This window comes from Bacillus sp. FSL K6-1145 (assembly GCF_038003425.1).
Lineage (GTDB): Bacteria > Bacillota > Bacilli > Bacillales > Bacillaceae > Bacillus > Bacillus pumilus.
In genome coordinates this window covers 1,309,196-1,329,453 of the sequence record NZ_JBBOPC010000001.1, presented here as the reverse complement: position 1 = coordinate 1,329,453, position 20,258 = coordinate 1,309,196, and the positions used below count along the sequence as shown (strand labels likewise).

The 20,258-nt window shown below is 40.7% G+C and carries 20 protein-coding genes and 1 riboswitch; of the genes, 3 read left to right on the top strand and 17 right to left on the bottom strand.

Going from position 1 to position 20,258, the window contains the following annotated elements; genetic code table 11:
• Positions 1-95 precede the first annotated feature (95 nt).
• The 5 genes from ptsP to MHH41_RS06565 form a co-directional block, all read right to left on the bottom strand.
• Positions 96-1,814 (bottom strand): phosphoenolpyruvate--protein phosphotransferase, encoded by a 1,719-nt coding sequence (gene ptsP, locus MHH41_RS06585; RefSeq protein ID WP_106029802.1) that lies wholly within the window; start codon positions 1,812-1,814, stop codon positions 96-98.
• A complete protein-coding gene (locus tag MHH41_RS06580) occupies positions 1,814-2,080 on the bottom strand; it encodes a phosphocarrier protein HPr (RefSeq protein WP_003211078.1) in 267 nt (88 codons plus the stop codon). Before MHH41_RS06580 ends, ptsP begins: the two co-directional genes overlap by 1 nt.
• Positions 2,081-2,173: 93 nt before the next feature.
• A complete protein-coding gene (gene ptsG, locus MHH41_RS06575; RefSeq protein WP_106067350.1) occupies positions 2,174-4,273 on the bottom strand; it encodes a glucose-specific PTS transporter subunit IIBC in 2,100 nt (699 codons plus the stop codon).
• Positions 4,274-4,475: 202 nt separating this feature from the next.
• Positions 4,476-5,330: a glucose PTS transporter transcription antiterminator GlcT gene (glcT, locus tag MHH41_RS06570; RefSeq protein WP_003212366.1), complete on the bottom strand. Its 855-nt coding sequence runs from the start codon at positions 5,328-5,330 to the stop codon at positions 4,476-4,478.
• A gap of 55 nt (positions 5,331-5,385) precedes the next feature.
• A complete protein-coding gene (locus MHH41_RS06565) occupies positions 5,386-6,375 on the bottom strand; it encodes a LacI family DNA-binding transcriptional regulator (RefSeq protein ID WP_212045807.1) in 990 nt (329 codons plus the stop codon).
• 93 nt (positions 6,376-6,468) lie between these two features.
• On the opposite strand from MHH41_RS06565, the gene MHH41_RS06560 reads away from it, so the two are divergent.
• The gene (locus tag MHH41_RS06560; protein WP_003211556.1) at positions 6,469-6,612 is read left to right on the top strand and encodes a hypothetical protein; all 144 of its coding nucleotides are present in this window, start codon (positions 6,469-6,471) and stop codon (positions 6,610-6,612) included.
• 53 nt (positions 6,613-6,665) lie between these two features.
• On the opposite strand, the gene MHH41_RS06555 is transcribed toward MHH41_RS06560, so the two are convergent.
• The 6 genes from MHH41_RS06555 to MHH41_RS06530 form a co-directional block, all read right to left on the bottom strand.
• On the bottom strand, positions 6,666-7,760 hold the full coding sequence (locus tag MHH41_RS06555; RefSeq protein WP_003211922.1) for a M24 family metallopeptidase: 1,095 nt from the start codon (positions 7,758-7,760) through the stop codon (positions 6,666-6,668).
• Between the two features lie 104 nt (positions 7,761-7,864).
• The gene (locus tag MHH41_RS06550) at positions 7,865-9,784 is read right to left on the bottom strand and encodes a heavy metal translocating P-type ATPase (RefSeq protein WP_212045806.1); all 1,920 of its coding nucleotides are present in this window, start codon (positions 9,782-9,784) and stop codon (positions 7,865-7,867) included.
• Between the two features lie 293 nt (positions 9,785-10,077).
• Positions 10,078-10,566, bottom strand: a complete 489-nt coding sequence (gene stoA / locus MHH41_RS06545) for an endospore biogenesis thiol-disulfide oxidoreductase StoA (protein ID WP_050945161.1) — start codon at positions 10,564-10,566, stop codon at positions 10,078-10,080.
• A 54-nt stretch (positions 10,567-10,620) separates the two neighbouring features.
• Complete coding sequence (locus MHH41_RS06540; protein ID WP_050945162.1) at positions 10,621-11,937, bottom strand: polysaccharide biosynthesis protein; 1,317 nt, start codon at positions 11,935-11,937, stop codon at positions 10,621-10,623.
• 115 nt (positions 11,938-12,052) lie between these two features.
• Positions 12,053-12,706: a cell wall hydrolase gene (locus MHH41_RS06535; RefSeq protein ID WP_003211234.1), complete on the bottom strand. Its 654-nt coding sequence runs from the start codon at positions 12,704-12,706 to the stop codon at positions 12,053-12,055.
• A gap of 307 nt (positions 12,707-13,013) precedes the next feature.
• On the bottom strand, positions 13,014-13,208 hold the full coding sequence (locus MHH41_RS06530) for a hypothetical protein (protein WP_044139794.1): 195 nt from the start codon (positions 13,206-13,208) through the stop codon (positions 13,014-13,016).
• A gap of 167 nt (positions 13,209-13,375) precedes the next feature.
• Between MHH41_RS06530 and MHH41_RS06525 the strand changes: the two genes are divergently transcribed.
• Positions 13,376-13,564, top strand: coding sequence for a YkvS family protein (locus MHH41_RS06525; RefSeq protein WP_003211747.1), 189 nt, complete (start codon positions 13,376-13,378; stop codon positions 13,562-13,564).
• Between the two features lie 120 nt (positions 13,565-13,684).
• On the opposite strand, the gene MHH41_RS06520 is transcribed toward MHH41_RS06525, so the two are convergent.
• The 6 genes from MHH41_RS06520 to MHH41_RS06495 form a co-directional block, all read right to left on the bottom strand.
• Entirely contained in the window at positions 13,685-13,903 is a 219-nt protein-coding gene (locus MHH41_RS06520) for a hypothetical protein (protein WP_044139792.1), read from the bottom strand.
• A gap of 267 nt (positions 13,904-14,170) precedes the next feature.
• On the bottom strand, positions 14,171-14,668 hold the full coding sequence (gene queF, locus MHH41_RS06515) for a preQ(1) synthase (RefSeq protein WP_003211403.1): 498 nt from the start codon (positions 14,666-14,668) through the stop codon (positions 14,171-14,173).
• A 15-nt stretch (positions 14,669-14,683) separates the two neighbouring features.
• Positions 14,684-15,415: a 7-carboxy-7-deazaguanine synthase QueE gene (gene queE / locus MHH41_RS06510; protein WP_050945163.1), complete on the bottom strand. Its 732-nt coding sequence runs from the start codon at positions 15,413-15,415 to the stop codon at positions 14,684-14,686.
• Positions 15,408-15,848, bottom strand: a complete 441-nt coding sequence (queD, locus tag MHH41_RS06505) for a 6-carboxytetrahydropterin synthase QueD (RefSeq protein ID WP_003211826.1) — start codon at positions 15,846-15,848, stop codon at positions 15,408-15,410. The genes queE and queD overlap by 8 nt, the downstream gene beginning before the upstream one ends.
• Positions 15,849-16,505 carry a 7-cyano-7-deazaguanine synthase QueC gene (queC, locus tag MHH41_RS06500; RefSeq protein ID WP_003211973.1) on the bottom strand — a complete coding sequence of 219 codons (657 nt, stop codon included), beginning with the start codon at positions 16,503-16,505 and terminating at the stop codon, positions 15,849-15,851.
• A 159-nt stretch (positions 16,506-16,664) separates the two neighbouring features.
• Positions 16,665-16,709: riboswitch (PreQ1 riboswitch) on the bottom strand.
• A gap of 71 nt (positions 16,710-16,780) precedes the next feature.
• A complete protein-coding gene (locus MHH41_RS06495) occupies positions 16,781-17,824 on the bottom strand; it encodes a YkvI family membrane protein (RefSeq protein WP_212045805.1) in 1,044 nt (347 codons plus the stop codon).
• Positions 17,825-18,068: 244 nt separating this feature from the next.
• Between MHH41_RS06495 and MHH41_RS06490 the strand changes: the two genes are divergently transcribed.
• On the top strand, positions 18,069-20,177 hold the full coding sequence (locus tag MHH41_RS06490; protein WP_113386966.1) for an ATP-dependent Clp protease ATP-binding subunit: 2,109 nt from the start codon (positions 18,069-18,071) through the stop codon (positions 20,175-20,177).
• Positions 20,178-20,258: the final 81 nt, after the last annotated feature.

The window sequence follows — 20,258 nt, the reverse complement described above, 5'->3', positions numbered from 1 at the left end:
TTCTTATAGAATGCCCTTCTCTCTGACGGATATGACCCAATATGATAAAATTCGACAAAAAAACCAGACAGGGTTACTGTCTGGTTTGAATTCACTTAGTTATGTTGAAACGTTTTCTTCACGAAATCAACCACTTCTTCTGTCGTGCTAAGTGATAAAATATGCTCTTTAAATGATGCCGCTTCTTCCTTAGAAAGCTTGCTTAGCTGAGTTCTTGCTGGAAGAATAGATGTCGCACTCATTGAGAATTCATCTAATCCTAATCCAAGAAGAAGAGGAATTGCGATTTCATCTCCTGCCATCTCTCCGCACATGCCAACCCATTTACCTTCTTTATGCGCTGCTTCAATAACAAGCGTAATCAGACGTAAAATCGCTGGATTGTAAGGCTGGTAAAGATAAGACACTCGTTCGTTCATTCGATCAGCAGCCATTGTGTATTGAATCAAGTCATTCGTTCCAATACTGAAGAAATCCACTTCTTTTGCAAATTGGTCTGCAATGACAGCTGTTGATGGAATTTCTACCATTATACCGATTTCAATGGAATCGGATACGTCTGTACCAGCGGCAACCAATGCTTCTTTTTCTTCAAGTAAAATGGCTTTTGCTTCTCTAAATTCTGATAACGTCGCGATCATAGGGAACATGATTTTCAAGTTTCCATATGTACTTGCACGAAGTAAGGCGCGTAGCTGTGTTCTGAAAATCTCCTGTTCTTCGAGGCAAAGGCGGATCGCTCTAAAGCCAAGAAACGGGTTCATTTCTTTTGGAAGCTGCAAGTAAGGGAGTTCTTTATCGCCACCAATATCTAGTGTGCGGACAACCACTGCTTTGCCTTCCATTTTCTCTAAAACAGTTTTATACGCATCGAACTGCTCTTCTTCTGTAGGAAGCTGATCTCTGCCCATGTATAAAAATTCTGTACGGTACAATCCGACTGCTTCGCCGCCATTTTCAAGCACACCTTTTACATCTTCAGGTGTTCCGATATTTGCAGCTAGCTCTACGTGAACGCCGTCTTTTGTGACCGTTGGCTGGTCAACCAGTTTCGCCCATTCCGCTTTTTTAGCTAAATAGTCTTCATGCTTTTTTTGATACGCTTTCACTTCATCTTCAGAAGGCTGAATGATGACGTCTCCGCTAATACCATCAACAATGATCAGATCACCATTTTTCACCGTTTTTGTTGCTTCTTTTGTTCCAACAACAGCTGGAATCTCCATTGATCTTGCCATAATCGCTGAGTGAGAAGTACGACCGCCGATATCTGTCGCAAACCCTTTGACGAATTGTCTGTTTAGCTGAGCAGTATCAGAAGGAGTTAAATCTTCAGCAATGATGACCACTTCTTCAGAAATCATGCTTGGATTCGGAATGTCAACGCCTAGCAAATGTCCAATTACACGTTTTGTTACGTCGCGAATATCCGCTGCACGTTCCTTCATGTATTCATTGTCCATTGCTTCGAACATCGTAACAAACATTGTCGCTGTTTCTTTTAAAGCAAATTCAGCATTTACTTTATCAGAGTTGATTTTATCCTTTACTGGGTTTAGCAGCTCTGGATCACTTAACACAAGAAGGTGTGCAGAAAAGATATCTGCTTTGTCTTGGCCAAGCTCTTTTAGCGCATGTTCTTTAATTGCTTCAAGTTCTTGTTTAGAAACATGAATTGCTTCTTCAAAACGCTTCACTTCTGTCTCTGGATCGTTGATGTCTTTTTGGTGAACTGTTAAATCTGGTTCTTCCAGACGATATGCTTTTGCAATCGCAACGCCTGCTGAAGCACCGATTCCTTTCAGTTGTTGCATTACTCGCCTAGGCCTTCACTTTTCATTGTGTCTTTAAGCGCAGCAAGTGCATCATTTTCATCAGAACCAGAAGCAGAGATTGTGATTGTAGCACCTTTCGCAATTCCTAGAGACATTACACCCATAATAGATTTCAGGTTCACTGTTTTACCATTATATTCTAAGTTGATATCAGCATCATATTTACTAGCAGTTTGTACAAGTACTGTTGCAGGACGTGCGTGAATTCCAGAATCTGCAGTTACTTTGAATGTTTGTTGAGCCATTTTTATCAATCTCCTTTTTATACAATTAATACATCCACAATATTATATCATACTGCCGGGCTTGTCATCTAACAAGAACGGCAGTTATGAAAATTATTTTGAAATTTTCATGATGTTTTCTTGACCAGCTTTGATTTCACCGGATTCTTGAAGGTCAATAAATTGTCCTTCACTTAAGTTGGTAAATACAATTGGTGTCATCAAAGATGGTACTTCAGACTTAATTTTATCAATATCAACCTCTAAGAGTTTTTGACCGATTTCTACTTGATCTCCCTCTTGTACAAATGCTTCAAATCCTTCTCCTTTGAGGCTGACCGTATCAATACCGAAGTGGATCAAAATTTCAAGTCCACCGTCAGATTGTAGGCCAATTGCGTGTTTCGTTGGGAATACATTTAAGATCTTCCCTTTCACCGGTGAAACCACCGTTCCATCTGTTGGCAAGATGGCGAAACCGTCACCCATCATTTTCCCTGAGAATACTTGATCTGGTACATCTGTAATCGGATGAAGCTCCCCTGTAATTGGTGATGCAAAGATTTCTTCACCTAGTTCGTTTTGAAGCGGTTTTGCAATGACCTCTTCGACCTGCTGGCTGACTTCTTCTTTTGCAGAAGGATCTTTCGCTGGACGAGGCGTGCGGCCTGCAATGATGTCCTGCATTTGTGTTTTTAAATTATCAGAGCGAGGACCGAAGATGGCCTGGATGTTGTTCCCTACTTCGAGAACTCCTGAAGCACCAAGCTTTTTCAAGCGGTCCTTGTCCACTTTCTTCTGATCATTAACAGTGACACGTAAACGCGTAATACAAGCATCAAGGTGTTTAATGTTTTCTTGGTCACCCATTGCTTCAAGAATTTCATAAGGTAAGTCATTACCCTTTTCAGACTTAGCACTATCTGCACCGTCAGCTGCTTCATCCTCGCGGCCTGGCGTTTTCAGATTAAATTTGCGAATGGCGAATCTAAATCCGAAGTAATAAATAGCAGCAAGTGCGAGACCAACTGGAATCACAAGCCACCAAGCGGTTCTGTTTGGCAAGATACCGAATAAGAAGAAATCGATTAATCCTCCTGAGAAGGTCATACCGATTTTCACGTTTAGAATATCCATTATCATAAAGGATAATCCAGCAAATACACAGTGGATTGCAAATAACACTGGTGCAACAAACAAGAATGAGAATTCAAGTGGTTCAGTAATCCCTGTTAGGAAAGAAGTCAGGGCTGCTGATCCCATAATTCCTGCGACAAGCTTTTTATTCTTTGGTTTTGCTTCATGGTAAATCGCAAGTGCTGCTGCTGGGAGACCAAACATCATGAACGGATATTTCCCTGTCATGAATGTACCAGCTGTCAGCTGAACACCATCTTTGATTTGAGCCATGAAGATACGCTGATCACCACGGATAATATCTCCTGATAAGCTCTTATAGCTAAAGAACTCATACCAGAATGGCGCGTAGAATATGTGGTGCAGACCAAACGGAATTAATGAGCGTTCAATGACACCGAATACAAAGGCAGCAAGCGGCTCATTCGCTGCAAGCAGTCCTGTTGAAAATGAGTTCAGTGCACCTTGGATTGGCGGCCAAATGACTAGCATCAAAAGCCCTAAAATAAGTGCTGAAATAGATGTAACAATTGGAACAAAACGCTTACCGGCAAAGAAGCCAAGATATTGCGGAAGCTCAATTTTGTAAAATTTATTAAACATATAAGCTGCTAATACCCCGACAATAATCCCGCCAAAAACTCCGGTAGATAAGGTCGGTATGCCGAGCATATTAACATATGCTGGGTGGCTTTCCTTAAAGAACTTAGCCAATTTGATTGAATCGGATGGAATGGATCCGTTGGCCATTAATACGGCACTCATCGTTACGTTCATGACAAGATAACCGATAATTGCGGCAATCCCTGCCACACCGTCTCCATTAGCAAGACCGATGGCAACCCCTACAGCAAATAAGAGCGGAAGATTCGAGAAGACAATGTTCCCCGCATTTTCCATGACGCTTGCAACAAGCTGAATTGTATCATTGCTTAAAAATTGAGCCACATCGATCAGCTGCGGATTTTGCATCGCATTCCCAAGTGCTAGTAAAATACCAGCAGCAGGAAGGATCGCAACTGGAAGCATAAGTGCTCGTCCAATTTTTTGCAACACACCAAAAAGTGATTTAAACACTAGTTGAACCTCCTTTTATTTTCGCTTACAACATACAAGCGGGACGCTCCCTGACATACATTTCATAGTTAACCGTTTACATTTCACTTTCAAACACAAAAAAAGGCATGGTGATATAAGGTTGCGCAAATAACAGGATCTTATCCTGTATTTACCTTAAGTCACTCATGCCTGATCGAATCAGTTACACGTTTCAAGGAAACTATGAAATTTTATTTGTCAATCTGTACAGATGAAGGGTTAGGTAGACAGCCTCTGCATCTTGTACAGGCTTTTTCAATGCATGTTGTAATATTTTGATCATTTTCCAAGCAGTATTGTAGCATAAAGGATATTCATTTTTCAATAGATGAAGCAATTTTTCTGGCTCCTCTAAAGATTCTTCCCGTTTAATACGCTCAATCGAAAACGTAATATGGCGCAATAAGCGTAAATAATGAATACTTTCTCTGTCTACTTTCATATGAAATGAATCTTCTATGACTTGGACCATTTGCGTGATGAGCTGCGAATGACGGTTCACCTCAGATAATGGCCGATTCGTTAAAGCTGAGTGAATATGGAGCGCAATAAAGCCAATCTCTCCTTCTGGCAGCTTTGTTTCGACATCAGGACGCTCGTTAATGAGCTCAACGACTTCCTTTGCGACCTCGTATTCTTTCGGATACAACGACTTCGTCTCAAGCATAAAGGGATTGGTGATATCATATCCTTGCTGCACCCGCTTAAAACTAAAGGCAATATGGTCAGTCAGGGCAATATGAATATGCTCATTCAAACGGTGTCCCATTTTTTCTCGTATATGATAAATGACGTCATTGGCAAGCTCGATCATGTTCTCATCAATGTGGTGAAGCAGTTGTTTATATTCTGTTTGTTCCTTTGTATTTTTAAGGACAAACATTTTTTCAAATGTATCTTGATCGAGAACATCACCCGATTTTTTCCCGAAGCCGATTCCTTTCCCAATCAGAACTACTTCGCCCAAAGAAGGGTGTCTTGCAATGATGACATTATTATTTAACGCTTTATCAACGGTGAAGGATTCCATGAACATCCCCACCTCCTTCTTATTCAATCCCTCTTATCGTACAAAACAGATGAAACGTGCGTCAACGATTGTTTTTGAAAACGGTGGTTGATCGCTCGTTCAGGTGAAATGGCAGCATTCTTTTCTCTGGCACCTCTCCCTTTATGGCTCGATCGAACAAGTCAAACGCTTCCTGACCCATTCGTTTCAGCGGAATATCAATGCTGGAAATCCCCAAAGCCTCACTTAATTGGTTAAATTGAAAGCTCAGTATGGCTGGAGTTTCTTCTGCTTTTATATGATGACGCTGCGCCTCTAATAAAAAGCCTGCTGATACGTCATCATTTGTGATGAATAATGCTGTGGGGCGATTCTTCATCTCCTGCCACTCTGTAAATAATTGTTTTCCATCAAAAAGTGTTAGTTTCCCTTCGATGATCCATTCTTCATCAATCTCCTGCCCGAGCGATTTCATCATTTCTTGATAAGCCTGAAGGCGCGACTCGCTATTCGCTCCTTCTGTTCTGGCGAGAACAATCGCAATTCGTTGATGGCCGCATGCTGCCAAATGATGCAGGCCTTCCTTAAATGCTTGATCATGTGCAATTGACACTGTTGAGCATGTATCATGCGGCGTGGGATGACAAAATATAATCGGCCCAGATTCCTGCCACTTTAAAATATGCCCATCACTTAACGCATTTGAACAAAATATTAAACCATCCACACGGCGTTCTTTTAAACTCATTAACGCTTCTTTTTCTTTTAATGGATCATACCCCGTTTGAAATAAAGCAAAATGCATACCGTGCGCCTGTGCTTTTTCTGCAATACCTGTGACAAGGCCGCTGAAATAAGAGTGTTCAATCGTCGGAAGAACGATGCCAAGCATATTTGAATAGCCCTTTGCTAAATGGACAGCTTGAATGTTTCTCGTATATTTGAGCTCTTTCATCGCATGTAGAACACGTTCTCGTTTTTCCTCTTTGACATAAGGATGATCATTCAACACACGTGATACAGTTGTCACAGATACGCCCGCTCTTTTCGCAATCTCCCTTATGTTTGCCATTTTTTCTCCTACTTTCTCTTGCTATGGTAAGCGTTTCATACTTTAAGATGTATGTGAGCTGAACAAATCACTGGATGGAAAGGGGAATTCAAGATGGGTTTCATCATATGGATTATATTATGTATGACTGTTTTGTTTTCTGCTCGTTTTGCACTACATCCTTTAGGAAAAGAACATAAAATCAAACCGTTTGAATCAATTGATGATTTTTTTGTTGATAAGGATCGAAAAGAGTGACAAAAAATCACGATGACACTTCCAAGACATGGACGTTCATCGTGATTTTTTTATTACTTGATGATCGTCAGCTCTTTCGGATAATTGGTTAAAGTGACTGGACCGTCTGCTGTGATCAATACATCATCTTCAATTCTGACGCCGCCGACTCCTGGGACGTAGACCCCAGGTTCGATCGTATACACCATGCCTTCTTGGAGAAGATCATCATTTGCCTGGCTCATCGAAGGAAACTCATGAACAGACACCCCTAGACCATGCCCAAGGCGGTGAGGGAAATAGTCCCCATATCCAGCTTCTGTGATCAGTCCGCGTGCTTTTAAGTCCAGGTCCCCAATTCTCACACCCGGCTTACTCATTTCTAGTGCTGCCATTTCTGCGTTCAGGACGGTTTGATAGATGTCCTTTTGCTGATCAGAAGCTTCCTGATAGATGAATGTTCTTGTAATGTCTGAGCAGTACCCATCAACAATGACTCCAAGGTCAAATAACACAAAGTCGCCTTTTTTTAAGGCTGCCTGTCCTGGATTTCCGTGAGGCTCTCCTGATTTTTCGCCAAAGAGAACCATCGTCGAAAAGGACATGCCTTGAATGCCTTTTTTCTTTAGCTCATATTCAATGACAGCGAGCACTTCTGTTTCGGTGACTCCTTCTTTTAAGGCGTTCACCCCAATTTTTACCCCTTCATCTGCCAATTGAGCTGCTTTTTTCAGTGTAGCAATTTCAGATTCATCTTTAATCAGCCTTAGCTGATTGAGCTCTTCTTCTGCCCGGACAAAAGTTTCTGCCCCAGTGGCAGCTTGAAGCTGTTCTGCTCTTTGAAGCGGAATCGACTCTTTTTCAATTGCAAGTCGAGTTGCTCTTACACCGCGTTTTTCTACTGCTGACTGAATGAAATCAAATGGATTCTCATGGTCTTCATAACCAATGATATCGCCTGACCACCCAGCATTTTTCGCCTGCTCGACTTCCATTTTAGGCAAAATAAAAAATGGATCTGCCTCTTGAAACACAAACAGCCCCATTACTCTTTCATGCGGCTCTGTGAAGTATCCAGATAGATAAAACACATTTTCCTTTGTATGTATAAATGCACCTTGAATGTCTTTTTCCTTTAGCCAAGAAGACAAGCTCTTCATTCGGTTCATCGTGATCCTCCTCACACGTTTTACTACTGATCTATTGTATCAGTTTTTGCTTTATTTCGCACAAAAGCGCACTGGCAGAAGCCAAGTGCGCTATGATGATTTGCTTAAGATGCACGAAGCAGACGCAGTCCATTTAAAATGACCAAAATCGTACTTCCTTCATGCCCGATGACGCCAAAAGGCAAATCAAGCACTTGTAAGAAATTCGCACAAATTAACAAACAAATCACCGTTAATGAGAAAATAATATTTTGCTTAATAATTCGGTTCATCTTTCTTGAAAGACGGATCATCTTCGTTAAGTTATTTAAATTATTCTTCATTAAGATCAGATCTGCTGTTTCTAAAGCCACGTCTGTGCCTCCGCCCATCGCAACCCCCACATCTGCTGTGGCGAGTGCCGGTGCATCATTGATTCCGTCTCCTACCATGATGATGGAATTACCGTGTTTTTTAAGTTGATTGACCTCATGTACCTTTTCATCTGGAAGGCACCCAGCAACAACCGTTTGGATGCCGGCTTCCTGCGCAATGGCTTCAGCCGTTTTTTGCTGATCTCCTGTCAGCATGACGGTTTGGATGCCTAAATCATTCAGCTCTTGAATCATTTTCTTCGCTTCAGGTCTCATTTGATCTTTAAGGCCAAGGCACCCAACGACTTCTTGATCCTTTTGAACATACACCACTGTATATCCTTTTTCAGAAAGATGCTCTCCTGTCTCTTCAATCTCACGGTCCATTGAAGCCTTGCCAGCAAAGTCTTTCTTCCCAATCCGCCACGTTTCTCCATTCAATTGTGCCTTTACACCAAAACCAGAGGTTTCTTCAATGGTGACATGAGCTGATCTTTCTATTTGTTGCTCTTGTGCCATATCAGAGATCGCTTTCGCTAATGGATGGTTTGATTGACTTTCAATTTGATAAAGCGCCTGATAAAAGGCCGCTTCCTCTTGTCCTTTAGCGATCACCACCTGCTCCACAGCTGGCTTTCCGCTTGTAATCGTCCCCGTTTTGTCAAAAGCAATCATGCTGCTAGTGCCTAGCTTTTCTAAAAAGACGCTCCCTTTAACAAGCATTCCGTTTCTTGCGCCGTTTGAGATCAGTGACAAAGCAGCTGGCATAATGGATGCAACAAGCGCACAAGGTGATGCAACAACCATAAACACCATGGCCCGGTAGAAGGTTTCACTCATACTCCAGCCTAGTACAAAATGAGGCAGAACCATTAAAATCGCGACGGTGATCAGTACACCTTTTACATACGCACCTTCGAATTTTTCAATAAATGCCTGGCTTGGTGACACACTTTCTTGAGCTGATTCGACAAGTTTAATAATTTTATGGAAAAGCGTTTCTTCATTATGTTTGGTCACTTCTACTGTTAAGGAACCATTTAAGTTCACTGTTCCCGCAAACACATCTTCGCCTTGCCCTTTTTCCTGGGGCACAGACTCGCCCGTAAGCGCAGATTCATCCACACTTGTTCTTCCGCTTAAAATCACACCATCTGCTGCAATACGTTCCCCAGCTTTGATCATGATACGGTCACCTGGTGTTAATGATGAAGCAGAGACTTGAATGGTCGTACCATTTTCTTCAATGAAAGTCGCTTCATCTGGTGCGATGCTCATTAAAGCTGTTAAATCCTTCTTGCTTTTATTTGATGTATACGTTTCAAGCGCACCACTAAGTGAGAAAATAAAAATTAAGATCGCGCCCTCTGCCCAATATCCAATGATTGCTGAGCCTATAGCTGCAAAAATCATTAAAAGTTCAACATTCAAGCTTTTAGACGAAATGGTTTCTTCAATTCCTTCCTTCGCTTTTGCAAAACCTCCAATTATAAACGCAAGGATAAATAAAGGAATACTCCACATGCTCTCATCCTTTAACATCCATCCAACCAAAATGAGAATCCCTGAGATACCCGCTGCTATTAATTCTCCGTGCTGTGTCCATTGATGAAGGGACCATTTCGATTCCTTTTGATTTGTTGTTTGATAAAGTGCTGTATTCTCATTCATGATTGTTTTCTCCTCTCTAATTGATAATGGTTTTCACATCATCAATTGTTGCCCGTTTCCTTTTTTCATCTATATTTTCTGCTATTTCAAGCTTTTTATAGGTCTGTTATTCATTATAACAGGTTCTGACCGATTTTCAATTAATAATTATTATAATTTCTTTTTGATAATAATTATCATTATTGATGTAGATCCTTTCATCTCTTCTGAGCACAGTTTATTCAGATGAAAAGCAATTGAACACAAAAAAGAACCAAAGGAATGATCCTTGGTTCTTGAAATCATGTTTCGTTCTAAAAATCCGTCCACTCCTTGATTTGTTTTTTCGTCAGTGGACCTACATGATTTTTCACAATTTCCCCTTTTTCATTTATCAAAAAGCTGGTTGGAATGGTGATGATTTGGTATCTCTTCATCATTTCCCCTCGCTCATCTAGTATGACCGGGAATGTAAACTTTCTGTCTTTCACAAATTGGGCAACCGCATGTTTACTTTGTTCAGCCCCTAGTAAATTCACCGTTAAGATATCAACATCACTCTGATTTTCTTTCACGATCTGGTCAAATACGGGCAGCTCCATTTTGCAGGACGGGCACCATGTTGTCCAAAAATGCAAAATGGTCTTTTTTCCTTTCGCCGGAATCATCTGCGTTTCACCAGTTAATGTAGGAGCCTCTATCCTTGGCGCCATAACGGGCTCTTTCGCTTCAGCCTCGCTGCCTATGAGTAATAGAAGCAGGGTCATTATAAGAAGACTGGCGGGTAGATATTTACGATTCATCAGGATCTTCCTTCCCAGTTTTCTTATAGCTTGCCCGCTCGACGAAGAGGACATTCAAGCTTTTTTCATTCTAAGAAACATGGAAACGCCGAGCTCCTTACAAATCGTCGCATAATGCAGTGCAGTCAAGAGGAGCATGCCCGTATTCATCCCTAATATAACCCCCATCATATTCAAGCTTTCAATTGACCCGAGAAAATACACCATTGAAAACGAGACGACATGCACCCATATATTATGTAGGAACACATCTTTAATGAGCCCCATACCGATTAAGCACGCTTGAAATGGCATCACAAACAGGTGGCATAAAAAGTATGGCCAAAGCAGCTGTAAGTAGACAGCAGCTTGCGGTGAATCAAAAAAGAGCTGTGTGAGCGGATAAGCAAAATAATACATCACCATCACTGCCGGTACCCCGTACCCAAACGTAATGATTATTGCCTGCCTGACACGTTTTTTCACAAGATCATACTGACCTAAAGCATAGGCTTCAGATACACTCGGAATCATCACAATCATGATGGAATGAGCGATAAATGCAGGGAAAAAACCGATCGACATCGCGACACCAGCCAGCATGCCGTAATGATCAACAGCAAGTGTGCCAGAGATGCCTGCAGCAATAAGGGCACCTTTGATTAAAAACGGTTCTATCGCATTTGCGATCGCATGAAAAATCCGCATGCCCGTTGTTGGAATGGAGACAGCTAATAGGCGCTTTCTCACGTCAATTCCTCTTAATTCAACAGACCTGACATGGACAGCATTTTTCGCCATGACGTATTGGGAGTATAAATAAATAAAGACGACAAGATCACTCGCGACAATGACACCGATGGCAATGAGTACCGCTGTTTCAATATCAAACGAATACCAATGGAAGAACAAAAACAGGCAGATAAGCTGGATCGTTTTCTTCAGCATATTGGCAAGAGCGATCCTGCCCATTTGCTGCTTTCCCATAAAATAGCCGCGTGCAATCGAGGTAAACGCAATAATTGGAATAAGAGACAGCACAAGCCCTTTCATGAGCGGATGATACGACTGAAACACTGGAATGAACGGCAGGACAATCGCAGCGATCCCCGTTGTTGTACATGTCACCACAAGCGTCATTTTAAACGCATGGCGGAGCATACTTTTATGGAGCCGCTCATGCGATTCTGCAATGAATTTAGAAATGGAGACTGGCAGCTCTAAGCTGGCAATCACGAGGACCAGCATGATGATTGGAAGGATACTCATATATAGACCCATTCCATGTTCTCCAAGCTCTCTCGCTAAAATCATATTGACTAAAAACTCTATACACTCCGCAATGAAAGCTGCGACAGATAGCAGAATGACCCCTTTTACAAATCGATTCATGTAGCCTCCCCTTTATCTAAAGCAAATTCTTTTCACATTCTATGAGACAAGTCCTGAAAATATTTTGATAAATGAAGACAAAAAAAAGAGCGATCTGATTGATCGCTTCAATTCTTTATACGGCAAATACGTGACGACCGATACGTTCTACAATTTTGCGAGAACGAATCCAGTTATCTGTTGCCGTTTTGGGATTATAAAAATAAATGGCCTTTGTTGTTCTGTCATGTTCTTTCACTACTTGCTTCACAGCTTTAACAGAATCTTGATCTGCTTTATCATGAATACTTCCATTCGATACTGGCTGGAAAGCATTTCGCTGATAAATAACACCTTTGACACTGTCAGGAAAAGAGCGATGCTCCACCCTGTTTAAGACGACGCTTGCCACAGCTTTTTTACCTGCGTAAGATTCACCTTTCGCTTCAGCATGTACCAATCGTGAGAGCAGTTCCATTTCCTCATTAGAATAGCGTTTGGCGCTTTCCTCGTTCGTCGTTTCTGATTTTACTCTTTTCTTTTGCTTCGGTTTTGAAGACATTTTTTCTGAAGACGTACTTAGCATTTTGACTTTCGGCTGACGCTTCTCCTCTGAAAATGCTGGGATGACTTGATCGTGTTCATCTTGATCTATATATGAAAGCTCATGCTTAACAGGTGCTTGTGAAAGTTCGTGACTTAATGTGCCTTGCTGCTCTTGTATGTTGTCCATCTTCATGGCTGCGATTAGCATAAGGATGACAAAAAGAGCGGTATGAATTTTCATCATTCGCCTCATTCCTCCTTTAATTAAAGTAGGCGGTAAGATACTTGTCCACTCTAACAAGAGCTCCTTCTATTTTCACGCACAAAGATTTGCATGCCTAACCAAATTCCGTCATTAAATGGCATGTCCTAGTTGAATTGCGTATCAACTGGAATTGTTAGCGCTTAAAAAGACCCCTTTTCCGCCTATCATCATCCTTATGCTCCTGATTATGGGTTATTACATTTTCTTTTCAGATGTATCAAGCTCGTTTGAAGTGTGACAAAAGAACTAAAATAAAAAAGCTTTCTCTCATTCATGAGAAAAAGCTTTAGCTTCTTGCTTCTGTAAGATATTCAAAAATAACATCTCCACCATGTTTCGCAATCCCGCGAAAATACTTAAAATCATCTTGATTCACCAAGATCGAACGAAACGTTAAAAAATCATCTTTTTGAATGGTCACTTGCTTTTCTGTCCCATTTCGTAACGATTCAAGTATTGTGAGGATTTGTTCTTCCGTCAAATAAACCGCTCCTTTACAGCCATCATCAAATATTAAATATATCATCCGTTAGGAAAGCATACAACGAAAACGAAACAAAAACGTCTTTATCCTTTACATTGGTATGAAAATATTGCAAAATACTTTTTAATAGGGAATGAAATCTGTTTTTAAAGGAGAGGGATCGGTTGAAGATTGCAAAAATTGGAAATGTGATCGAATTTAGAAATGGTTTAACAGGTGTAGTTGAAAAAGTGAATGAAAACTCTGTCATTGTGGATGTCACCATTATGGACAACTATAGAGATTTAGAACTGGATTCACTAACAGTCGTTAATCATAAAAACTATAAAATCATCAAAGACTCCGTACATTAATTTGCAATCCTCAATTCAGACTATCGATACATACGTAAATACGAAGCAAAGCTGTTTTCTGACAGTTTAGCTCTCTTTGACAATCACATATGAAAAAGACTGACACCATATGAAGAAGTGTCAGTCTTTTTGCGTATGAAAGGTTTGCATTTCCGCTTTCGTTTTGTACATGTCAACTTCCTCTGGGGTGATAACGCCTTTATCGATTAAAAGTGCAATCACTCCAAGCAATGTGGAGGCACTCCATTTATATCGTTCTTTGTTTTGATGTTCGAGCATTTGAAGCTCTTCTTTTAGTTCCATCAGCAGCTTCTCTGTCTTTTCTTCTTTGTTTGCCAACTCAAACGCCTCCGTTATTCGTTCATTGCCTCTATTTTATCTCAAAGCAAATAAGATAAGCAAAAAACACAAATTACCTTTACAAACATACGTTCTGTCATGTATAATAAATTTACGAGCTGGTAGCCCCCAGCCGTCCTAGCAAGTTCTATTCCCATTTTTATGAGGAGAGCGACATGACTCTTCTCTTTTTTTATCACTTCAATCTAATTCATCCCATTCAAACCCATAAAAAAAGACATGTCATTAGGCATGTCTTTTCCTTTATTAGCGATTATCAATCGTTTCAGGATACATATCATGATTCATCATGCGATATGAAGCCATTTCTTCATATTTGGTACCAGGTTTTCCGTAGTTCGTGTACGGGTCAATTGAAATACCGCCTCTTGGTGTAAATTTGCCCCATACTTCAATGTATCTTGGGTCCATCAATTCAATGAGATCGTTCATAATAATATTCATACAATCCTCATGAAAATCACCATGGTTACGGAAGCTGAACAAATACAATTTTAATGATTTACTTTCAACCATGATTTCATTTGGGATATAGCTGATATAAACTGTCGCAAAATCCGGCTGACCTGTTTGCGGACAAAGTGATGTAAATTCTGGGCAGTTGAATTTCACAAAATAATCTCTATTTGTATGTTTATTCGGAAATGTTTCAAGCACTTGTGGTGCATAATCAAACAAATAATTGGTTCCTTGATTTCCTAGTAAAGTGACACCTTCTAATTCTTCTGGTTTTCTTGTCGTCATGTCGTCTCTTCCTTTCTATACGCCTCGTTTATTGCCCCATAATAATGTGTGCAGCTGCGGCAGCACTCTTACGCGATTTAAGTCTGGGTCTTGCGCTACTTGATCGACAAGCGCTTCATACTTCTTTAATAAGTGCGTCAATAAGTACGCATCATCACCTGTTGTCGTGTCATCATTTCCTACCTGCAAATAAAAAGGAAGCTCTGGATATTTCGCATGAACATCCTTTGCATAGGCTAGATCATGATCGTCAAAAATCACGACCTTTAGGCTTGCATGTTGCAATCTATTTCCGTTTTTCAGCTCATCTATGATACGTGTGAGTTTCGCGAAATCTGTTTTCATATTTGAGCTTGGTGGCTTCGGAGAAATCGTTAAATCATCAATTTTCAAAAACCAGTCCTGATACATTGTCCCTTGTGTTTCAAGCGCTGTATCAATTCCTTCTTCGTGTAGCAAATCAATAAGTGATTCCATTTGTTTTAAAAGCGCAGGGTTTCCCCCTGAAATGGTGACATGAGAAAAAGCCTGTCCGCCTATTCTTTTTAATTCCTTGACAATGTCCTCTGCGTGAAGCCACTGAATGTCATGCTTTGCTGATCCATCCCAAGTAAAGGCGGAATCACACCAGCTGCAAGAGTAGTCACAGCCAGCCGTTCTGACAAACATGGTTTTTTGTCCAATGACCATCCCTTCTCCTTGAATGGTCGGACCAAAGATTTCTAATACAGGAATTGCTTTAGCCATTGTGTTCAACTCGTTTCGGCCGGTAAATGCAGTAGCTTGTTGGTGTCTCCCTAACAAAGACCTGAACACATACTGGTTTATTTGCTAAAGTCGATAAATATGCTGCGACTTTGTCATGCACTGTCTTTGCCACAACCTCTGTAGTAGGCATCGCGTATGGATCGGTTGATGAGAATTCCTCATGATCATTGAGTAGCGTGTGATCATACTGTCCATGAATAAGTTTTTTCAGTGTACTAAAATTGACAAGGAAACCCGATTCATCTAGGTCATCTCCAGCAATGGTTATATTGATGGTGTACGTGTGACCATGTACACGGCTGCAAGCACCTGCATCCTCTCTTGGGATGAAATGGGCAGCTGATATATGCATATCCTTGTTCAATTCAAATGAGTATGGATGATTCGTTTGTGGATAGATTTGAGAAAGCATTTATTTTGCCTCCTTCATTTCCATATAAGTGTCATAGCCCTTTTTCCGAAGCTTACACGCAGGACATTCCCCGCAGCCATCAGACATGATGCCATTATAGCAAGTGAGCGTTTCATTTTTCACAAAATCTAACGCATTCAGCTCGTCTGCTAGCTTCCATGTTTCTGCTTTATTGAGCCACATGAGTGGTGTATGGATGACAAATGGTTTTTCCATCGCCAAATTCACTGTGACATTACAAGACTTTACAAACTCGTCACGGCAATCTGGATAGCCGCTAAAGTCTGTTTCACATACACCTGTGATAATATGTCTTGCACCGATCTGATACGCAAGAATAGAAGCGAAAGATAAGAATACTAAGTTTCGTCCTGGTACAAATGTGGAAGGCAGCTCTCCTTCTTTTTCCTCAATGTCAATGTCATCTCTTGTTAAAGCATTTGGTGCCAGCTGATTCAAAAGAGACATATCTAACAGATGATTCTTCACACCTAACTTGTCAGCAATTCTTTTGGCGACATCAATTTCTTCTTGATGACGCTGATTATAATGAAAGGTCACGGTTTCTACCTCTTCGAATTGTTGAAGTGCCCATAATAAACATGTCGTACTGTCTTGTCCCCCGCTAAAGACAACGACTGCTTTTTCATTTTTCATTTTCTGTTCTCCTCCTTTTGCAGATCTATACACTCGTACAAAGCTGCATCTGAAAGGCTCATGAAAACCCCTATTTTTCTCAAAAGAAAAGACACCTTTACATGTGTATGAGGTGTCCCAGCCATAAAAAATAAAAAATGCCACATCCAAGGATACGGCAAGTCCTTAGTTTTTTATAGAGGGTTTTGCTAGAACCTCTCCCGTTTACACGGATTTTTGTTCAATTTTCACAGAGGATAGTGTACCACATATTTTCCATGCAGGCTATCCTTTCTTTACTTATCATGTGATGCAGGCACTTTTTTTAGAAAAAGAAAGAGGATAAAAAAGATGCTCACATAGCCAAAAATAGGATAAACTGTTGATATCAATGTACCGTAACCAATTTTACTAATCACATAGCAGCATAAGAGAATAAGGGATATTGTCAAGACACTGTTCAGTCGTATATACGCCCTCACTTGTCTCTCCAGTCCATATAAATTGCCTATGACGGATGTAAAGACTTCGCCGAAGATCACAAATAAATAAATGAGGTGAATGGAATTTGCTACTTGATACACGACCTGAGCCATTGGAATATCAAACGCCTCCAGCATATCTAATGAAGAAAGAGATAAAAAGCATACAAATAAAATAATTGTCAGCATGGCGCCCCCAAGCACAGCTCCCTTTTTAATCACCGCTTCAGAGGTCATTTCATTTGCGACGGGCACTAACACTGCTTGAGAAAGTGCCAAATTAAAAGCACCATATGAGATAGCTGATAAAATCCACTCTCCCTCACCCATTTGCAGCGCAAGAACATAACTTTCACTACTGCTAAAAACGAATGAATCAAGAAACACAATCATTGAAAAGAAAATAAGCATTGGGACGACGAGAACATTGACACCAAATAATCCTTTTGATCCTTTCAAAAGCACAATTACGCTCAGAATGATCGTCAAAAAGATCCCATATTCCTTCGATATGCCTAGCTGCTCTTCAAATATAGCACCTGCGCCAGAAATCATCACTGAAGTGACGCCTAATAAAATAAAAAACATGACGACATTAATATACCTGCTTGCAGCTGCGCCAAATAGAAACCGGTTCATATCTTGATAAGACTCTGCTTCAATTCGTTTAGAAATGAGCATCATTTTTGCCCCAAGTCCAGTAAAAATAGCGCCGCTAATCAAGATTCCGAATAATCCAATCCAGCCAAAACGAACAAAAAATTCTACGATTTCTTTTCCGGTCGCAAACCCAGCTCCAACCACTGTTCCTACATATACAAAGGCAAGCTGAAAAGCGGATTCATTTGAACGTTTCATGTGACCCCTCCGCACCCATCACTTTCGATTGTCTTTTTTTATCCTATGAGACAAGTTCCTTGAAAAGAAGGACAAACCATGATTAAATGCAAAAAAGGATTTTCACCCGCCTTTGAGCAAAACAGTTGAAAGTCAAAATAGGTCAGAGTATACTATAGTCAAAGATGGTCAAACAACAGACCATTTTCTTTAACATTCATTGGTCAAATAAAGTCAAACTTTTATCATAAGGAGGTCATGGCAAATGCGTTGTCAACATTGTCAAGTAAATGAAGCAACAATTCGCCTGAATATGCAAGTGAATTCATCCCGGAGCCAAATGGTTTTATGTGAAGACTGCTACACCTCTTTGATGGAGCAATCAAAAATGAAAATGGGACCTCAATTGTTCGGAGGAAGCTCATTCTTCTCTGGGCAAGAGCAAGCAGGACATACGCAAAACGTAGAGCAGCCAAAGCAAAAAGGCTTACTTGATGAACTTGGCCGCAATTTAACAGATGGCGCAAATGCTGGTTTAATTGATCCAGTCATCGGCCGTGATGAAGAAGTCGCAAGAGTCATTGAGATTTTAAATAGAAGAAATAAAAACAATCCTGTCCTCATTGGTGAACCAGGTGTTGGGAAAACAGCGATCGCTGAAGGACTTGCATTGAAAATTGCAAGTGGCGATGTACCAAATAAATTAAAGAACAAACAAATCTATTTATTAGATGTCTCCTCCCTTGTAGCGAATACAGGGATACGTGGTCAATTTGAGGAAAGAATGAAGCAATTAATTAAAGAACTGCAAAGCCGTAAAAATATTATCTTATTTGTAGATGAAATCCATCTTCTTGTAGGCGCAGGATCTGCCGAGGGGTCAATGGATGCTGGAAACATCTTAAAACCAGCTCTTGCACGAGGCGAGCTCCAGCTAGTAGGTGCGACGACATTAAAAGAATATCGTCAAATTGAAAAAGATGCCGCACTTGAACGACGCTTCCAGCCCGTCATTGTAGATGAGCCAACACAAGCTGAAGCGATCGAAATTTTAAAAGGCATTCAAGATAAGTACGAAAGCTACCATGGCGTCACCTATTCAGACGAAGCCATTCAAGCGTGTGTTCAATTATCTTCCCGGTATATTCAAGACCGTCATCTGCCGGATAAAGCCATTGATTTAATGGATGAAGCAGGTTCAAAAGCGAACCTCTCCATTGATGCAGCAAGCGAAGATGAACTAACAAATCGTCTGAGAGAAATTGCTGCTGAAAAACAAGTCGCTTTAAAAGAAGAACAATACGAAAAAGCAGCGAAGCTTCGAGATGAAGAAGAGGCCATTGAAGCTAGACTTCAAAACAAAACAAATGACAAAGAACATGTCGTCACAGCAGAAGACATTCAAGCCATTGTGGAACAAAAAACAGGCATCCCTGTCGGCAAACTGCAAGCAGACGAACAAACCAAAATGAAAGAAATTGACGTCCGCTTAAAAGCACGAGTGATCGGTCAGGAACATGCGGTTGAAAAGGTAGCGAAAGCTGTGAAGAGAAGCAGAGCCGGCTTAAAATCGAAACATAGACCAACTGGCTCCTTCCTATTCGTTGGACCAACAGGTGTCGGGAAAACCGAATTGTCAAAAACACTAGCTGAAGAATTATTTGGTTCAAGAGATGCGATCATCCGTTTAGATATGAGTGAGTACATGGAGAAACACTCAGTATCTAAGCTCATCGGTTCTCCTCCTGGTTATGTTGGACATGATGAAGCGGGTCAACTGACGGAAAAAGTACGCAGAAAACCATACAGCATCATTTTGCTGGATGAAATCGAAAAAGCACACCCTGATGTGCAGCACATGTTCCTTCAAATCATGGAAGATGGCCGGTTAACAGATAGCCAAGGTAGAACCGTCAGCTTTAAAGATACGGTCATTATTATGACAAGTAACGCAGGCAGCACAGATAAAACGGTCAAAGTCGGCTTCCAGTCTGATCAGGAAGAAGCAATTGAGGAGCAATCACTCATTGATTCACTCAGCGCCTATTTCAAGCCAGAATTCTTGAACCGTTTTGACAGCATCATTCAGTTTGATTCATTAGATCGAGATGATTTGGTGAAGATTGTGGATCTTTTGCTCAATGAGCTATCAGAACAATTAAAAGAGCAAAATTTAACAGTCCATGTGACAAATGAAGCGAAAGAAAAAATTGCAGAACTTGGATACCATCCTGCATTTGGTGCTCGTCCACTGCGAAGAACCATTCAAGAGCATGTTGAAGATCAAATGACGGAAATATTGCTTGAAGAAGAACAGCTTTCAGGATTTACTGTAGAAGTTGAAGATAACGAAATTGTCGTAAAAAAAGGATAAGTACATCTTAAGAAGGATCTATAGCTCCATCATGTTGCGGTGTCTAAGTTCCATCCGCACGCCGACGCTCCCCCGCCTCTA

Coding starts and splice junctions, on each gene's coding strand:
- ptsP (WP_106029802.1), bottom strand. CDS start 1,814: ATGCAACAACTGAAAGGAATCGGTGCTTCAGCAGGCGTTGCGATTGCA.
- MHH41_RS06580 (WP_003211078.1), bottom strand. CDS start 2,080: ATGGCTCAACAAACATTCAAAGTAACTGCAGATTCTGGAATTCACGCA.
- glcT (WP_003212366.1), bottom strand. CDS start 5,330: ATGTTCATGGAATCCTTCACCGTTGATAAAGCGTTAAATAATAATGTC.
- MHH41_RS06565 (WP_212045807.1), bottom strand. CDS start 6,375: ATGGCAAACATAAGGGAGATTGCGAAAAGAGCGGGCGTATCTGTGACA.
- MHH41_RS06560 (WP_003211556.1), top strand. CDS start 6,469: ATGGGTTTCATCATATGGATTATATTATGTATGACTGTTTTGTTTTCT.
- MHH41_RS06555 (WP_003211922.1), bottom strand. CDS start 7,760: ATGAACCGAATGAAGAGCTTGTCTTCTTGGCTAAAGGAAAAAGACATT.
- MHH41_RS06550 (WP_212045806.1), bottom strand. CDS start 9,784: ATGAATGAGAATACAGCACTTTATCAAACAACAAATCAAAAGGAATCG.
- stoA (WP_050945161.1), bottom strand. CDS start 10,566: ATGAATCGTAAATATCTACCCGCCAGTCTTCTTATAATGACCCTGCTT.
- MHH41_RS06540 (WP_050945162.1), bottom strand. CDS start 11,937: ATGAATCGATTTGTAAAAGGGGTCATTCTGCTATCTGTCGCAGCTTTC.
- MHH41_RS06535 (WP_003211234.1), bottom strand. CDS start 12,706: ATGATGAAAATTCATACCGCTCTTTTTGTCATCCTTATGCTAATCGCA.
- queF (WP_003211403.1), bottom strand. CDS start 14,668: ATGACGACAAGAAAACCAGAAGAATTAGAAGGTGTCACTTTACTAGGA.
- queE (WP_050945163.1), bottom strand. CDS start 15,415: ATGGCTAAAGCAATTCCTGTATTAGAAATCTTTGGTCCGACCATTCAA.
- queD (WP_003211826.1), bottom strand. CDS start 15,848: ATGCTTTCTCAAATCTATCCACAAACGAATCATCCATACTCATTTGAA.
- queC (WP_003211973.1), bottom strand. CDS start 16,505: ATGAAAAATGAAAAAGCAGTCGTTGTCTTTAGCGGGGGACAAGACAGT.
- MHH41_RS06495 (WP_212045805.1), bottom strand. CDS start 17,824: ATGAAACGTTCAAATGAATCCGCTTTTCAGCTTGCCTTTGTATATGTA.
- MHH41_RS06490 (WP_113386966.1), top strand. CDS start 18,069: ATGCGTTGTCAACATTGTCAAGTAAATGAAGCAACAATTCGCCTGAAT.